The 15910-nt window shown below is 73.5% G+C and carries 12 protein-coding genes; 7 read left to right on the top strand and 5 right to left on the bottom strand.

Annotated features, from left to right (window positions below):
- Positions 1–53: 53 nt before the first annotated feature.
- From ACWGJM_RS40695 to ACWGJM_RS40685, 3 genes are all read right to left on the bottom strand, one after another.
- Positions 54–707, bottom strand: coding sequence for a hypothetical protein (locus ACWGJM_RS40695; RefSeq protein ID WP_453416803.1), 654 nt, complete (start codon positions 705–707; stop codon positions 54–56).
- The gene (locus tag ACWGJM_RS40690) at positions 695–1234 is read right to left on the bottom strand and encodes a SigE family RNA polymerase sigma factor (RefSeq protein ID WP_453416802.1); all 540 of its coding nucleotides are present in this window, start codon (positions 1232–1234) and stop codon (positions 695–697) included. The genes ACWGJM_RS40695 and ACWGJM_RS40690 overlap by 13 nt, the downstream gene beginning before the upstream one ends.
- A gap of 260 nt (positions 1235–1494) precedes the next feature.
- The gene (locus tag ACWGJM_RS40685; RefSeq protein ID WP_453416801.1) at positions 1495–2370 is read right to left on the bottom strand and encodes an A/G-specific adenine glycosylase; all 876 of its coding nucleotides are present in this window, start codon (positions 2368–2370) and stop codon (positions 1495–1497) included.
- A gap of 218 nt (positions 2371–2588) precedes the next feature.
- Here ACWGJM_RS40685 and ACWGJM_RS40680 point away from each other — a divergent pair, with 218 nt between their 5' ends.
- Positions 2589–3425, top strand: coding sequence for a hypothetical protein (locus ACWGJM_RS40680; protein WP_453416800.1), 837 nt, complete (start codon positions 2589–2591; stop codon positions 3423–3425).
- Positions 3426–3528: 103 nt separating this feature from the next.
- On the opposite strand, the gene disA is transcribed toward ACWGJM_RS40680, so the two are convergent.
- Both disA and radA read right to left on the bottom strand, forming a co-directional pair.
- Positions 3529–4653, bottom strand: a complete 1125-nt coding sequence (disA, locus tag ACWGJM_RS40675) for a DNA integrity scanning diadenylate cyclase DisA (RefSeq protein ID WP_453416799.1) — start codon at positions 4651–4653, stop codon at positions 3529–3531.
- Between the two features lie 81 nt (positions 4654–4734).
- Positions 4735–6144 carry a DNA repair protein RadA gene (gene radA / locus ACWGJM_RS40670; RefSeq protein WP_453416798.1) on the bottom strand — a complete coding sequence of 470 codons (1410 nt, stop codon included), beginning with the start codon at positions 6142–6144 and terminating at the stop codon, positions 4735–4737.
- A gap of 200 nt (positions 6145–6344) precedes the next feature.
- On the opposite strand from radA, the gene ACWGJM_RS40665 reads away from it, so the two are divergent.
- From ACWGJM_RS40665 to ACWGJM_RS40640, 6 genes are read left to right on the top strand one after another with little or no spacing between them, the layout of a single operon-like run.
- Entirely contained in the window at positions 6345–6794 is a 450-nt protein-coding gene (locus ACWGJM_RS40665; protein ID WP_453416797.1) for a hypothetical protein, read from the top strand.
- On the top strand, positions 6791–7822 hold the full coding sequence (locus ACWGJM_RS40660; protein WP_453416796.1) for a hypothetical protein: 1032 nt from the start codon (positions 6791–6793) through the stop codon (positions 7820–7822). The genes ACWGJM_RS40665 and ACWGJM_RS40660 overlap by 4 nt, the downstream gene beginning before the upstream one ends.
- Positions 7819–8916, top strand: a complete 1098-nt coding sequence (locus ACWGJM_RS40655; protein WP_453416795.1) for an AAA family ATPase — start codon at positions 7819–7821, stop codon at positions 8914–8916. Before ACWGJM_RS40660 ends, ACWGJM_RS40655 begins: the two co-directional genes overlap by 4 nt.
- Before the next feature lie 3 nt (positions 8917–8919).
- Entirely contained in the window at positions 8920–10893 is a 1974-nt protein-coding gene (locus ACWGJM_RS40650) for a hypothetical protein (protein ID WP_453416794.1), read from the top strand.
- Positions 10890–12197, top strand: a complete 1308-nt coding sequence (locus ACWGJM_RS40645) for a hypothetical protein (RefSeq protein WP_453416793.1) — start codon at positions 10890–10892, stop codon at positions 12195–12197. Before ACWGJM_RS40650 ends, ACWGJM_RS40645 begins: the two co-directional genes overlap by 4 nt.
- Positions 12194–15790 (top strand): tetratricopeptide repeat protein, encoded by a 3597-nt coding sequence (locus tag ACWGJM_RS40640; protein WP_453416792.1) that lies wholly within the window; start codon positions 12194–12196, stop codon positions 15788–15790. The genes ACWGJM_RS40645 and ACWGJM_RS40640 overlap by 4 nt, the downstream gene beginning before the upstream one ends.
- Positions 15791–15910: the final 120 nt, after the last annotated feature.

Genomic DNA, 15910 nt, shown 5'->3' with positions numbered 1-15910 from the left:
GCCGGCACTGAAGCCGGTCGCCCGGCACCGGAGTCAGGTGCTCGGCACCGAAGTCAGGTGCTCGGCACCGGAGTCGCGTCGCCCCCGACCGCGTTGCCGTAGTCGGTGTGGTGGAAGTCCCCCTGGACGAAGCGTCCCGCGGCCCAGCTGTACGTGATCACGTTCTCGCCGGACGGGTTGGACACGGGGTCGCCCTTCTCGTACACCTGCTTGGTCACCATCAGGTCGCCCCGGTCGATCTCCGCGTACACCGGGGACTCCTCGGCCTTGAACACATTCTCGTACCTGCCGCTCTGCGCCCGGTACACATACGCCCCGAGGCCCACCGCGTCGCCGCAGGTCAGCACGTTGACGACGACGTCGTCGACGTTGCCGCCGGTCAGGTTGCCGTAGGTGACGTCGACCGGGTAGTCGTCGCCGGAGCACGGCTTGAGGTCCCGCTTGACCGTTTCGGAGACCTTCGGGTCGTCCTTGACGAGCGCGACCGCGTCCACCCGCCGGAAGGTGTCGGAGGGGCTGGGCGCGGGGGAGGCCCCGACGCCGGCCACCGAGTCGGCGTGCGCCGGGCCCTCGTCCCGGGTTCCGGTGCCCCCGGTCGCACAGGCGGCGGCGAAAAGGCCGAGGGCGGCGAGCACGGCCGTCGCCGTGATCGCCGCCTGCGAGCTCAGTCGGGCCCAGCTGGGCCCGGCCCCGGTCAGGCCGCGCAACGCTCCCGCTCCTCACGCTCCAGCGCGCGTGCGTCCAGATCGCGGGCCTCCAGCTCCTCGCGGAGCCGGGCGAGCGCCCGGTGCAGCGTGCTCTTGACCGTCCCGGCCGACATGCCGAGGGCCGTGGCGGTCTCCTCCGTGGACATCTGCTCCCAGTGTCGCAGCACGACGACGCTGCGCTGCTTCGGAGCGAGAACCTTCATGATGTCCATCAGCAGGGCCCGGTCGGCGTGCTGCTCGGTGGAATCGTCCACGGAGGCGTCCGGCAGCTGCTCGGTGGGGACCTCCTCCAGCTTCCGCGCCCGCCACCACTCGGTCCGCGTGTTGATCATCACCCGGCGCAGATAGGCGTCCGCGAGCCGCTTGTCCGCGATGCCCTCCCAGCGGCCGTACGTCCGGACCAGCGCCGTCTGGAGCAGATCCTGGGCGTCGACCGGGTCGGGCACCAGCCGGCGGGCGCTGCGCAGCAGCGCGTCCTGCCGGGTGCGGACGTACTCTTCGAACTCGAGCACCTCGCCCTGCGCCATGATCAACCGCCTCCGTTCCCCGTTTTTTCTGTGGCCCCGTGCCTGTCGTCCCGGTGGTCTGCCGGGCACAGGAAAGAAGCTACGGAGCTGTTGTCACGGGGCTGTCCGAGAGAGCCTGCGGGTAGCACTCGGCTGTCCGTCGGTTGTGTAACGGAAATGAGTTCGGGGTAAAGAGGGGGACCAAAAGGCCCCGGTTCAGGGTGATTTGACGGCCAGGAGAGTTCGTAACGGAGCCCCTGGCCCTGTGATGTGTCTGTGTGTCAGCCCAGCGGCAGCCGGTACAGACCGCCCGGCAGCGGCTCCACCAGACCGTCCGAGACGAGCCCGTCCAGGGCGCGCGCCCGCTGTACCGGCTCGTGCCACACCCGGTCCAGCACCGCCTGCGGCACCGGGGCGTGCGCGTCACGCAGCACGGCCAGCAGCTTGCCGCGGACCTGGCGGTCGGTACCGGCGTACGCCTGCCCCCGGCGCGGCGGCCCCGCGTGCTCCGGTTTGCCCGCCAGCCGCCAGGCGCACTGCGCCGAGATCGGGCAGCGGTGGCAGCCCTCGTTCTTCGCCGTGCACACCAGCGCGCCCAACTCCATGGAGGCGGCGGCCCAGCGGGCGGCGGTCCCCTCGTCCTGGGGCAGCAGGGAACGGGCGAGCTTGCGCTCGGCCGCCGTCGTGGCGTTCGGCGGGTACTGCACCCCCGTGACCGCCCGGGCGAACACCCGGCGGACGTTGGTGTCCAGCACCGCGTGCCGCTGCCCGTACGCGAAGGAGGCCACCGCCGCCGCCGTGTACTCGCCGATGCCGGGCAGGGCGAGCAGCTGCGCGTGGTCCGTCGGTACGTCCCCGCCGTGCCGTTCCGTTATGGCGGCCGCGGCGCCGTGCAGCCGCAGGGCCCGGCGGGGGTAGCCGAGCCGGCCCCAGGCGCGGACCGCCTCGCCGGGGGCGTCCTTGGCGAGGTCCGCCGGGCGGGGCCAGCGGGACAGCCACTCCTCGTACACCGGCAGCACACGGCTGACCGGCGTCTGCTGGAGCATGAACTCGCTGACCATCACACCCCAGGGGCCCGCCTCCGGGCGGCGCCAGGGGAGGTCGCGGGCGTGGGCGTCGAACCAGGCGATCACGGGGGTGTGGAGCTTCTCAGTCATGTCACCTCCGATCCTGCCACGGGTTGGAAGCGTCCGGTTTGCGGCTTGCCCCAGCCGGGGTGCGCCGGGTTGACGGCGGCGGGGAGGGGGCGCTGTGCGGGCGGAGGTGGAACAGGAGGCCCTGTGCGAGGAGTTACCGGAATGATGATCCGGAAAAATTGTGGTCCGGGCGGCGGGTGGGGAGAGCGAGCGGCGCGATCTCTCGTACAGTTTGCGCCGTGGGATCTCTGCGCAATCCGGTCGGGCCGCTTCCCTCCTCCATCTACTGGCGACGGAGGGTCGTACTGGTGTCGGTGGTCGCCGTGTTGGCGCTGCTGATCACCTGGATAGTCACCTCGGGCGGCTCCGGCGGCAAGAACCACGCCGGAGGGTCCGACGGCAAGAACCCCGCCCCTTCGATCACGCCGGGACCGTCCGACTCGGGCCCCGCGATCAGCCAACACCCGGGCGGGCGCGACGAGTCGGGGGGCGGGGACACGGGGAGCAGCGGGTCGGGCGGCTCCGGCGGATCGTCCGGCTCGGGGGACGACTCGGGGGACGGCACGGGGTCCGGAGGGTCCGGGGGGTCCGGCACTTCGGGCGGGAGCGGTTCCTCCGGCTCCGGCAGCGTCGGCGTCGGTACGGGGGACACGCTTCCGGCGTCCTCCACACTGCCCAACTGCTCCGCCGGAGCGGTCACGTTGAGCCTGCGCAGCGTCCACAACACCTACTCGCCCGGTCAGACGCCCGCCTTCGAACTCACCGCGAAGAACAGCGCCGGGAGCGACTGCAAGATCGACCTCGGCCCCAAGAAGGCCGTGCTGACCATCACGCAGGCCGATGGCAGCGACGACTACTGGTCGTCCGCGGACTGCCCCCAGGGCGCGGGCGGTCTGGTCTTCCGCGTGCCGGCGGGCAGCGCGATCACCTACACCGTGAAGTGGGACCGCAAGCCGAGCGCTCCGGAGTGTGCGACGCCGCCGGCGGGGTCGGCGAAGGCCGGGACGTATCTGGTGGAGGCGAAGGCCACGGGGTTCGCCACGGCGCAGACGTCGTTCGTGCTGTCGGCCGACTAGCTGATCCGGCCTCGCCGCCAGGGGGCTTCGCCCCCCGGACTCCCTGTCGGCCCGAACGGCCTCGTCCTCAGACGCCGGACGGGCTGAACAATGCGGGCCGACGTCAGACGTAACGCTCCAGGATCGAAGACTCCGCCAGCCGGGACAGACCCTCCCGTACGCTGCGGGCCCGTGCCTCGCCCACGCCGTCCACGGTCTGGAGATCGTCCACGCTCGCGGCGAGCAGCTTCTGGAGGCCGCCGAAGTGCTCCACGAGCCGGTCGATGATCGCGCCGGGCAGCCGCGGCACCTTGGCCAGCAGCCGGAAGCCACGCGGCGACACCGCGGAGTCGAGGGCCTCGGGCGAGCCGGTGTAGCCGAGCGCGCGGGCGACCGTGGGCATCTCGAGCAGCTCGGCGTGGGAGAGGGCGTCCAGCTCGTAGAGGGCCTCGTCGACCGTGCGGGAGCGCTTGGCGGTGGGCTCCGGGACGTAGTCCCGCACGACCAGCTCGCGCTCCGGCTCCACGCCCGCGATCAACTCGTCGAGCTGGAGCGCCAGGAGCCGCCCGTCGGTGCCCAGTTCGACCACGTATTCGGCGATTTCGGTCGCGATGCGGCGCACCATCTCCAGGCGCTGCGCGACGGCGGAGACGTCCCGGACCGTCACCAGGTCCTCGATCTCCAGCGCCGACAGCGTGCCCGCGACCTCGTCCAGGCGGAGCTTGTACCGCTCCAGCGTGGCCAGGGCCTGGTTCGCGCGGGACAGGATCGCCGCGGAGTCCTCCAGGACGCGGCGCTGCCCGTCGACGTACAGGGCGATCAGCCGCATCGACTGGGAGACGGAGACCACCGGGAAGCCGACCTGCTTGCTGACCCGGTCCGCCGTGCGGTGCCGGGTGCCCGTCTCCTCCGTCGGGATCGTCGGGTCAGGCAACAGCTGCACGCCCGCCCGCAGGATCTTCGACAGGTCGGAGGAGAGCACGATGCCGCCGTCGAGCTTGCACAGCTCACGCAGCCGCGTCGCCGTGAAGTCGACGTCCAGCACGAAACCGCCCGTGCACATGGCCTCGACCGTCTTGTCGGAGCCGAGCACGATGAGTCCGCCGGTGTTGCCGCGCAGCACCCGTTCGAGGCCGTCACGCAGGGCCGTGCCGGGCGCCACGGCGCTCAGCGAGGCGCGCATCAGGCCATCGGCACGGGAACTCCCACCGGACTTTCCGGGAGCTGCCGCCCGGTCGTTGGCTGCCACTGCACTCCTCCGGTCGCAGGTTCTTGGGCGCTCCCGTTTCGCGCACTCGGTTCGTACGGACGGGCGAGACCAGGGCAAAGTCTACCGGCGCTCCTCCGCCTCCCGCGGGGCCTCTCGGCGACGGGACCGGGGAAGGACCCGCAGCGCGTCTCCTATGTCGGCCACTTCCAGCACCTTCATCCCGGACGGGACCTTGCCCGGATCGCCCGGTACGAGCGCGTGCGTGAAGCCCAGCCGGTGCGCCTCGGCGAGCCTGCGCTGCACGCCCGTGACCCGTCTGACCTCGCCCGCGAGGCCGACCTCGCCGATGGCGACGAGGTTCTTCGGCAGCGGGGTGTCACTGGCGGCCGAGGCCAGCGCGAGCGCGACGGCGAGGTCGGCGGCCGGCTCCGACAGCTTCACACCGCCGACCGTCGCGGAGTAGATGTCCCGCTTGCCGAGGGCGCTGATCCGGCCCCGCTGCTCCAGCACGGCGAGCATCATCGACACGCGTGAGGTCTCCAGGCCGGACGTCGTCCGCCGCGGGGAGGGGATCTGCGAGTCGACGGTGAGGGCCTGCACCTCCGCCACCAGCGGGCGGCGGCCCTCCAGGGTCACCGTCAGGCACGTACCGGGGACCGGTTCGGCACGACGGGTCAGGAAAAGCCCACTTGGGTCGGCAAGTCCGGTGATGCCCTCGTCGTGCAGTTCGAAGCAGCCGACCTCGTCGGTGGCCCCGTACCGGTTCTTCACACCCCGCACCAGGCGGAGCCGGGCGTGACGGTCGCCCTCGAAGCTGAGCACCACGTCCACGAGGTGCTCCAGCAGCCGGGGTCCGGCGATCGCCCCGTCCTTGGTGACATGGCCCACCAGCAGCGTGGACATGCCGCGTTCCTTGGAGGCGCGGATGAGGGCGCCGGCCACCTCCCGCACCTGGGCCATGCCGCCGGGCGCACCGTCGATCTCCGGGGAGGCGACCGTCTGCACGGAGTCCAGGATCAGCAGGGACGGCTTGACCGCGTCCAAGTGCCCGAGCACGGCCGCCAGATCGGTCTCGGCCGCGAGATACAGATGGTCGTCGATGGCGTTGATCCGGTCGGCGCGCAGCCGCACCTGGCTCGCCGACTCCTCACCCGTCACATACAGAGTCCGATGCTCCGCACTCGCCGACTTGGCCGCAACGTCCAGCAGCAGCGTCGACTTGCCCACCCCCGGCTCGCCCGCGAGCAGCACCACCGCGCCCGGCACCAGCCCGCCCCCGAGCACCCGGTCCAGCTCGGGCACACCGGTCGGCCGCGCGGTCGCCTGCCGCCCGTCGACCTGCCCGATGGGCAGCGCGGAGCTGGTGACCCGCCCCGGCGCCGTCGTACGCACCGCGGGCGCGCCGTACTCCTCGACCGTCCCCCACGCCTGGCACTCGGGGCAACGGCCGAGCCACTTGGCCGTCTGCCAGCCGCATTCGGTGCAGCGGTAGGACGGACGGTCCTTGGTGGTCTTGGTACGGGCAGCCATGCGGAAACCGTAGCCGAGCCCACTGACAACGCCGACCCGCCGAGGCCGCAGACGCCGCGACGCCGTGGCACGCCGGGACAGTTGTGTGGAGTTGGGGCAAGTGGCCTCCCCGGTGGGTGGATCTCCGTACAATCAGCATTCGTCGAGACACGGCGTGTGATGTCGTGGAACGGCCGCACCACGGGGGGGAGTGTGGGCCGATGTCAGGCATTGACGCGGTCGAGCTGGCGCGGAACGTGTACGGCGGTCTCCTGGACCATGCCCTGACCACGTTCGAGGACGCCGTCCAGGTCGATCCGCGACATGACCGCGCACCGCAGGTCGCCCGCCGGATCACGGCGCTCTTCGACGAGCATCCCGAGTACCGGGGCGTGGCCATCCGCGTCCCCGGCGCCGCCGACGGGCGGGGAGTGGGGATCAGCAGCCGTGCCAGGGCGCGCGACGCCCTCGGCTCCGCGGGCGGCGAGACGCCCGGGGCCGCCGCGGACTGGGGCGCCGGCGACCGCGCCGCACTGCTCGGCACGTCGACGGGATACCGGGTCCTGCTGTTCGCCTGCCCCACCTGTGGCTCAGGCGCGGCGCGCGCGTACTACGACGCCGGAGACCTCCCCCGCTGCGCCGCCCACGGCACGATGGAGCTGGTCCGGTGAAACTCGGCTCCTCGATGCAGCCACCCGCGGGGCTCGGGGCCGGGCGGCGGTTCTTCCTGGTGGGCTACCTGCCGACCTACGCGGCGGTCTTCTTCCTCGCCCTGCTGTTCTGGGCCGGCGCGCGCGGCTGGCACCCCCCGGCCGACGGGCGGCTCCGCTTCTCACAGGCCTGGGCCACGGCGGCCGCGCTGGGCGTGGGGGAGACGGTCCTCCTCGTACTGGGCGTCACCCTCCTCGCCGTCCTGCTCGCCCCGTTGCAGACCTCCCTGGTCCGCCTGCTCGAGGGAGCCTGGCCGGACCGGCTGGGACGGGCCCACCGGGTACGCGCCCGGCAGTTGCGCCGCAAGGAGTCCTGGGAGCGGCGGGCGGCACTGCCCGCCGTCGTCGTCCTGCCGCCGGGGGCACCGGGCTCCGGGCCGCCGCCCACGCCCGCCGTCGCTCCGGACGTCGTCCAGCGCGCGGGCGTCGCGGGCACCGAGCTGCGCCGCCGCTACCCCCTGCGCGACCACCTGGTCCGCCCCACCGCGCTGGGCAACGCGCTGGCCGCCGCCGAGGACACCGCGGGCCGGGCGTTCGGCTACGACGCCGTGGTGGCATGGCCCCGGCTCTACCCCCTGCTGGGTGAGCAGACCCGCACGGTCGTCGACGACCGCCGGGACACCGTGGACGCGGCGGCCAGGATGGCGGTGACCACCGCCGTCACGGCCCTGGCCGCCGGGGTCGTCCTGATGCGGACCGGCTGGTGGCTGGCACTGGCCCTCGTCCCGCTGCTCGTGTCGTGGGTGGCGTACCGGGGGGCGGTGCAGGCGGCCCTCGCGTACGGCGAGTCCGTCCACGTCGCCTTCGACCTGCACCGGTTCGCCCTGCTGGAGGCCCTCGGCGGCCGCCGCCCCGACGCTCCGGAGGACGAACGGAAGACCGCCGAGGCGTGGTGCGACCTCTGGCGTCAGGGCGTGCCGCTGCCGGCCGCCTTCCGCTACACCGCGCACCAGGATCAAGGCACGACCGGGGGACAGGGACAACCATGACGGACGCGAACGACGTGCGGGACGACTACGGCCACGGCACCGGCGAGGGCGATACCGGGCCCGGCGAGGACGCCATCGAGCACTCCGCGGAACATGCCGTGGAGCACGATGCGGACGCCGCTCACGACGCGGAGCAGGAGGCCGCGGCCCTCGCCACCGTGCTGCCCTACTCGCTGATCGTCGGCCAGGCCGAGCTGCGCACCGCGCTGGAGATCGCCTACGTCTGCCCGGCCGTCGGCGGCGTGCTCGCCACCGGGCAGCGCGGCACCGCCAAGACGACCACCGTGCGCGCCTTCACCAAGATGGCGGTGGGCGGCCTGCCCGTGACGATGCCGATCGGCGCCACGGACGACCGGGTGCTCGGCGGCTGGCGCATCAAGGAACTGATGAAGGGCAAACCCCGCAAGTCCGACGGCCTGCTCGTCCAGGCGTCCAAGTCCAAGGCCCACATGCTGTACGTCGACGAGATCAACCTCCTCGACGACTACCTGGTCAACATCATCCTGGACGCGGCCTCCACGGGCATCCTCGCGCTGGAGCGCGACCACCGCTCGGAACAGACGCAGCACGTGGAGTTCACCCTGGTGGGCACCATGAACCCGGACGAGGGCGGTCTGCGGCCCCAACTCCTCGACCGGTTCGGGCTCGTGGCCGCCGTCGAGTCCGAATCGGAGGCCCGGAAGCGGCAGCTCATCGTGGAGACGGTGGTCAAGTTCGAGGCCGAACGCGGCGATCCCGGCTCGCAGTTCATGGCGGACGCGGCGCGGGCCGACGCCGAGAAACGCGCCGTCCTCAACGCGGCCCGCCACCGCCTCGCCCACGTCGAGTGCGGTTCCGCCGTCTACGCCGGCTGCGCCGCGCTCGCCGAGGGCTTCCAACTCGCAGGGCACCGCGGCGAGATCGTCCTGCTGAGAGCCGCACGTGCGCTCGCCGCCATCGAAGGCGCCCCCAGCGTGACCCTGGGCCACCTCGCCGACGTGGCGAAACCGGCCCTCTTCCACCGCCGTGGGCGGGGCGACACGGGCACCCTGCCGCTGTGGGGTGACGAGGACGACGCGCAGGTGCGGGACCTGCTCACGGACATCCGGGGCTGATCCATGCAGGACCGCCCCCTGGACGCCCGGCCCGAGCCGGACGGAGAGAAGCCCTCGCCGCCGTACGCCGTGCCCACCCCGGCCGACCGCGGCGCCGCGGCCCCGCCCCCCGGCGCCCCCCGAGCGGGTTCCGCCCGCACCGGCACCCCGAAGCCCGCGGTGCCCGCCGAACCGCCGCCCCGCCCGGTCATCCACGCCCTGACCTTCCTGGCCTGCCTGGCCACGGAACCGGGCGCGGGCGGCCTGCTCTTCCTCGACCTCGACCCGGAACTCCTGCCCGCCCTGGGCGCCTGGCTGGCCGCGCACCTGGGCGCCGGCGCGGACGTCCGCACCCTGGGCGCCTGGCTGGGCGAGGACGAACTGTGGCTGCGGCCCCGGCTGGACGCCGACGGGCTGCACCTCGTGCCGGGCCTGCTGGTGGAGGAACCCGGCGACCCCCCTCCGGTGCTGCTCGTCCCCGACCTGGGCCAGGCCGGGCCCGCCGTCGTACGGGCCGCCGTGACGCTGATCGGCGCCGAGGCGGGCCACGTGGAGATGCACGGGCACAGCCTTCGCTGGCACCCGCGCGCCCGCTGGCTGGCCGCCGTCGACCGCACCGAGGCCACCCGGCTCTCCCCGCACCTGCTGGACCGGTTCCCGCTGCGGATCGAGGCGGAGCAGCTGAACGACATCCTGTGGGGGCTCGGCACCGACCGGTTCTGGGACCTGCCCGCCGAGCGCGACGGACTGGTCCGGGCGCTCCCCTCCCTCCCGCTGATACCGGCGGACGGACCCCGCCCCCTCCTCACGCCGGGCGCCGCCGAACGCGTGGCCGCCCTGGTCCCCGCGGTGACGGGCATGCGGCGCGGCCTGGCCCTCGCCCGCGTCGCCCGCGCCCTGGCGGCCCGGGCCGGCGCACCGCGTACCGAGGTGCGCCACGTCATGGAGGCCGCCGCCTTGCTCGGCATCACGGCCCCGCACGTCCCGTTCGAACCCCGCCAGGAGCCCCCGCCCCGCCCGCACCTAGCCCCGGCCGAACCCCAGCCGTCCAAGGAGCCGCAGCCACCCGCGGCCCCTCCGGTGCCCACCCCCGTGGCCGAGCCCGAGCCGCCGCTCCCGCTGTCCCCGACCCCGGTCGCCCCCCGCGTGCCGCCGACGCCGGCCCCGTACCCCGAGGACTCCCCGGACGCCCTGCCCCAGCCGGGCTCGCTGCGCCCGCCGAGCCGCCGCCGTACCGCGGCCAAGCGGCTCAACGGCCGCCCGGTGGGGACGATGCGGGCCCGTGACGTGCACGACCTCGCCCTGGTGCCGAGCATGGTCGAGGCCGCCAAGTCCCGGCTGCTCGCCGCGGACCGCCCTGGCAGCCCGGACGGCCCGCTCGCCCTGCGGGCGGAAGACCTGCGGCAGTACCGCCGCCGCCCCGAACCGGCGCACGCGCTGGTGCTCGTCCTCGACCACTCCTGCCGCGACTGGGATCCCGCGCCCGCGCTCGCTCCGCACCTGCGCTGGGCCTACGAGTCGAACGCGGCCGTGACGGTGGTGGAGTTCGGCCACCGCACCGCCGAACTGGAGCTGTGCGCGGAACGCTTCCGGGCGCCCTCGCTGCTCCACCCCGGGCTGCTGGAGGCCTTCGAGCGGGCCCCGGGCGCCGCCAGCCCGCTCGCCCACGCCCTCGACCTCGGCGTCCACGAGCTGCGCCGCTTCCTGCGCCGGGGACGCGCGGTGGTCGACGAGGTGCTGTTCGTCGTCGTCACGGACGGCCGGGGCAATGTGCCCCTGGAGGCCAGTCTGCGCGGGCGCCCGCCGAGCGGGGTGCGCCGGGAGGGCGTCGACGACGCCCTGCGCGTCGCGGCCACGGCGGCCACGCTGAACCGGATGCGCGCGGTGATCGTCGCGCCCGACCTCGACCAGTACACGGAACTGCCCACCGAACTCGCCGAGGCCCTCGGCGCGACGCTCCTCGTCACACCCCGGCGCCGACCGGGGGCGCTGTCATGACACCCGAACCGATGAACCTGCGCGGCCGGTTACAGGCGGACCTGGGCAGGCCCGCCCTCGAACAGCCCGAGCGGCCCGCCGTCCCCCGGGACGAACCCGACGGCGTCCGCAGGCCGGCCGAAACCGCACGCCTCGACGTCCAGGACGCCCCCCTGTCGGAGCAACTTCCCGCCGGCACGGCCCTGTTGCGGGTCACGAGCAGGCCGTACGCGGGCAAGCCCAACTACCGGCTGGACTTCCACTACCAGGGAACCACGGTGAGCGCGAACGACGACGACGACCTCCAGCGGCGCCGTCCACCCGACCTGGGCCTGCCGCGCCTCGCCGAACTGGCGGTGGAGATCGGCTGGCGCGACACCTACCGGCGGGTCAAGGGCTGGTGGAAGACGGAGCCGACCCTGATCCGGTGGGTCGACTGGCTGGAACGGGCCGAGAACCCCAAGCTGGTGGTCTGGGACCAGACGGCGTACGAGATCCCGTGGGAGCTGCTCTACCGGCAGCGGATCGGAGGCGCGGCGGTCATGAGCGCGGCGGACGGCACGGGCGGCTGGATCGGCGCCAGGCTTCCCGTCATCCGCTGGACCACCGTGTGGAACGGCATCCGCGCCGAGCGCTACGACCCCCCGCGCAAGGACTGCCGTGGCGGCGTACTCGTCTACGAGGACGAGGAGTTCCGCGCCGAGCACGACGGTGTCGGCCGGCACGAGGTCCTGCCCCGGTCCCGCCGCATGGAGGAACTGCGCCCCCGCCTCGAGGACCCGTACACCGCTTTCGGGCTGCTCCTGCTGCGCTGCCACGGCAACTACTCCAAGGACCCCGAGAAGTTCCTGCTCGGTGACGCCTCGCTCGCCGCGCTGTCGGACGAATGGCAGATGCCCGCCCTGTTCGAGACGGGGGCGGCCGTCCTGATCAACTCCTGTGTGTCCGCACGCACCGCCGAGGACCACCGGTACAACTCGGCTGTGCCCTGCACGTTCGCCGAGGTCTTCCTCAGATGGGGCGCCGGCGCGGTCGTCGCCACGCTCGCGGAGGTGAGCAAGGCGGACGCCCACGACTTCGCGGCACGGCTGCTCACCCAGGCGGCGGGCGGGCCGGTGAACCTCGCCGAGGCCCTGACGGAGAACCGCGCCTACCACGCCCGCCGGGCCGAGGAGGCCGTCAGGTACGGGGACGCCGCCCGGGTCGGCGAGGAGATCCAGGCCTTCTTCGCCGGCTTCACCTACGCCTACTTCGGCCATCCGGAGACCACACTGGCCCTGGAGGCGCCACAGGCGCAGGCGTGCGGAGGGGGTGAGGGCGCATGACCGTACCGACGGACCGGCCGTCCGTCCCGCTCCGTCCCCTCGTCAGCTGGCCCGAGGAGGCGGAGGCCGGGCAGAAGTACCTGGTCACCGTCGATGTCGAATTCGACGCGGAGAACGAGGCCTGGCCGTACGACACCGAGGAGTACGCCATCGGCTGCATGCTCGAGGGCGGCACCGGCCTCGCCGTCGAGTCGGTCGGCGACACCACCCTCGTACTCCACCGCTTCGGCGGCACCTACGGCCCGGCCCGCTTCGTCACCTACCCCGTGGACGAGACCGGCCCCGGCCACGACACGGCACTGCTGCTCACCCTGATCACCGCCGGCGGGGTGCCCTTCCGCAGTGAGCGGCTGCCGGTGCGGACCAGCCCGGCCGGGCAGCTCCCGCCGGGCCCGCGGACCGAGGTGGAGTTGCCCGGACCGGTCGATCCGGACGGGCCCGGGGCCGAGGCGGAGGAGGAGAGCGAGGAGGAAGCCGGGACCGTCCTGGTGCTGACCGGGTCCGACGGGCTGCACGCCGCGCTGTCCGCCCGGCTGACCGACCGGAAGTTCAGCGCGGACCACACGATCGGCACCCTGGCGGGCACCGCGCGCCGGGTGGTCCTCATGTCCGTCGACTGGCAGCTGCCGCAGTTCCGGCGCGAGGTCATGGCGGCCGGCCAGCGCCACGGCGCGTCACTGGTGGTGTCCATGGTCCACGGGCGCGGCGTGCGGCGCAGGCTGGAGTACGGCGACGTCGTCGTGGCCACCGAGGTCGAACTGCGCAGTGACATCGTCGTACGGCCCTCCTCGCGCCTGGTGGAGACGGCGCGCGTGGTCATGGGCAGCAGCGCCTACTACGAGCCCGTGCGCCCCGACACCCGGCGGGACCAGGTCTGCCTCACCACCGCGTACGCCACACCCGCCGCCGAGCACCTGACGATCTGCGCGGTCGGCCGGGCGGCGGTCGACCGCGCCACGGAGGTGCTGGGGTCGGTGCTCGGCACCGGCGCCCCGCGCACCGACCGGCTGGCCCTGCCGCGCGTACCCGCGGCCTTCACCGGACGGGACGCGGAGACGGGCCAGCTGCTGAGGCTGCTGAACCCCTCCGAGAGGATCTCGAGCGAGCGGTTCACCCTGGTGTCCGGCATGCCGGGCATCGGCAAGACCGTGTTCGCGGTGGCGGCGGCCCGCGAGGCCGTGGAACGCGGCTGGTTCCCGGGCGGCGCCTACTGGATCCCGCCCGGCCCGGAGGCGGCCGCCGCCGTGGCCCGGTCGGTGTCCCGGCTGCGGGACGGCCAGCAGCCGGTGCTCGTCGTGCACGACGGGACGACCTGGGCGCAGGCGCATGACACCTGGGACGACGTTCCCGCCCGCAGCCGGTTCCACGTCCTGGTCACCTCCCGCCCCGCGACGGGGGCCCCTGACGAGCGGCACATGGTGCTGAGGCCCCTCACCCCCCAGGCCGCGACGGCAGTCCTCGGTGCCGCCGGCCCCGAGAACGAGGCGGCGCAGCGGCTGGCCGCCCTGTGCGGAGGCGTGCCCCTGGCACTGCGGCTCGCCGCGCAGTACCCCGGCACGCTCGCGCAGATGCTCGACCGCGCCGAGTCGGCGGGCGGGATCTTCCATGTCTTCGACGAGCTCAGGAACGCCTTCGACACCGAGTACGCGAGGCTTTCCCCGGCCCGGCGCACGGCACTGCGGCTGCTGTCGGCGGCGCCCGGTGACGACCTCGGGACGGAATCGGTGGCCGTTCTGTTCGCCGGGCACGACGCGGCCGTGCGGGGGCTGCACGGAGCCGGCCTGATCGTGCAGGAGGGACCCGCGGAACGGCTCCGGGTGGAGACGCTGCCGAAGGCGTACGTCCGCCAGGTGCTCGGCAGGGGGCCGGCCGTGCGGGAGGAGGCGACGAGCGCACGGCGGCGCCTGCTGGCCTTCTGCCTCGACCGCACGCGTGAGGCCGTCACGGACCTGGGCCTGGGCGCCTCTCCCCCCGACGACAACCGTCCCGAGGCACGTGAGGACGCGCTGGCCTGGCTGGACGGCGAACGCGACAACCTGGTCGCACAGGCCCTGGAGGCGCCCGCGCACGCCGACGCCGACCATGTCGCGGACCTCGTGCTGCTCCTGGGCGCCTACCTGAACTGGCGCCGGGACTTCGAGCGCTGCCTGGACTGCTGCGCGACCGCGCTGGAGCAGCCCGTCACCGAGCACCTGAGGGCGCACCTGCTGAACCTGCGCGGCGCCGCGCTGCGCGGGACGGGCCGGCTGGACGACGCGACACGGGCGCACGAGGCGGCCCTGACCCTGCACGAGGAACTCGGCGACGCCTGGGGCGCGGCCAAGGCCCACGAGGCCCTCGGTCTGGTGGCCGCAGAGCGGGGCGACTGGGCCACCGCCCTGGCGGCGCACACCAGGGCACTGGACGGGATGACGCTCGTCGGCGACCGGCGCGGCGAGGCCGAGGCGAACACGGACCTGGGCGTGGCCCTGCTCAAGACGGGCGCGTACACGGAGGGGTTCGAGCATCTGAGCCGGGCCACCGACATCTGCCGCGAGCTCGACGACCGCCCGGGCACGGCACGGGCGCTGCTCATCCGCGCCGAGGCCCTCTACGACTCCGGCGGCATGCAGGACGCCCTCGCACTGGCCGAGGAGGCGGCGCCCCTGTTCGAGGAACTGACCGACGACTACGGACAGGCCCGGGTCCTCGAGGTCAGGGCCCGGGCGAACGAGGAACTGCGCCGCTACACCGACGCGCGCAACCAGTGGAAAGCGGCCGTGGAGGCATACCGGCGGGTGGGGGACGTGGAGGGCGCGAGCCGGGCCATCAGGCACTCGTACCGCGTCGGCATCGGCGTGCACCAACGCGAGGCCCAGGTCCTGGTCACGGTGGCGAGCGGGCTCTTCCGGACCTCGTCCTTCCGATGGGCCGTCCTCCTGGCCCGCGGTCAGGGATGGGAGACCAGGCACGAGAGCCGGTCCTCCATCAAGATCAACGTGCTGCCCCGGGCCGTGGCGGAGCCGCTCAGCGGGACGCTGCGCGAGGCCGACTCGCCCCATTCCCCGGCGCCGGTCGAGTTCGCCCTGCCCCTGACGGGCTTCGACCTGGCACCGCACACCTGGCGGAGCACCGACTCCTCCCAGCCCCTGGGCTCGCAGCGTCCGGTGACCCTGCGCTACGCGGACCGGGGCTCGTGGACCCTGAACCCGGGGTCCGCGGCCTGGCAGAACTTGCAGGGCGCGCAGAACTTCCTCGCCTGGCACCTTCCGCTCCCTGCCGCGGCGGAGCCGCTGGGCGTCCACCCGCGCGGCGGCATTCCCTTTCTGTGCGGCCCGGTCAGTCATGGGCCCGGCCGGGAGATCATGGCGCGGCTGCTGTCACAGAGCCATGGCGTCGCACTGTGGACGACGGCTCCGCACGCGAAGGAGTGCGGCCCGCGGTGCGAGCGAATGCGCGGCACCGTCGACGCCTTCCTGCGCGGCATCGGATCCATCGCGGAGATCCCCCGCGCCCTGTGGTGGCTGCGTGTCCAGGGCCGTGACGAGCAGCTCTCGCTGCTCTACGACGACCCCCTGTCGCCTCTCCCCAACTTCCATCGCCCTGCCTACTGAGGCTTACCGGGGCTTACCGGGGCCGCGCTGTCCCGCGTCGGTCGCTGAATCCGAGGTTCTTGTCCCCTTATGAGGGATCGTTTCACCCGTACGGATTAAATGTGCTCAAGCCGCCGGAAT

This window comes from Streptomyces sp. NPDC054834 (assembly GCF_053611185.1).
Note: the sequence above shows the minus strand (reverse complement) of the source record. Positions and strands in the feature narration are given on the sequence as shown.

Excerpts from the sequence above, each read along its gene's own strand:
- ACWGJM_RS40690 (WP_453416802.1), bottom strand. The coding sequence starts at position 1,234 with ATGGCGCAGGGCGAGGTGCTCGAGTTCGAAGAGTACGTCCGCACCCGG.
- ACWGJM_RS40685 (WP_453416801.1), bottom strand. The coding sequence starts at position 2,370 with ATGACTGAGAAGCTCCACACCCCCGTGATCGCCTGGTTCGACGCCCAC.
- radA (WP_453416798.1), bottom strand. The coding sequence starts at position 6,144 with ATGGCTGCCCGTACCAAGACCACCAAGGACCGTCCGTCCTACCGCTGC.
- ACWGJM_RS40665 (WP_453416797.1), top strand. The coding sequence starts at position 6,345 with ATGTCAGGCATTGACGCGGTCGAGCTGGCGCGGAACGTGTACGGCGGT.
- ACWGJM_RS40655 (WP_453416795.1), top strand. The coding sequence starts at position 7,819 with ATGACGGACGCGAACGACGTGCGGGACGACTACGGCCACGGCACCGGC.
- ACWGJM_RS40650 (WP_453416794.1), top strand. The coding sequence starts at position 8,920 with ATGCAGGACCGCCCCCTGGACGCCCGGCCCGAGCCGGACGGAGAGAAG.
- ACWGJM_RS40645 (WP_453416793.1), top strand. The coding sequence starts at position 10,890 with ATGACACCCGAACCGATGAACCTGCGCGGCCGGTTACAGGCGGACCTG.
- ACWGJM_RS40640 (WP_453416792.1), top strand. The coding sequence starts at position 12,194 with ATGACCGTACCGACGGACCGGCCGTCCGTCCCGCTCCGTCCCCTCGTC.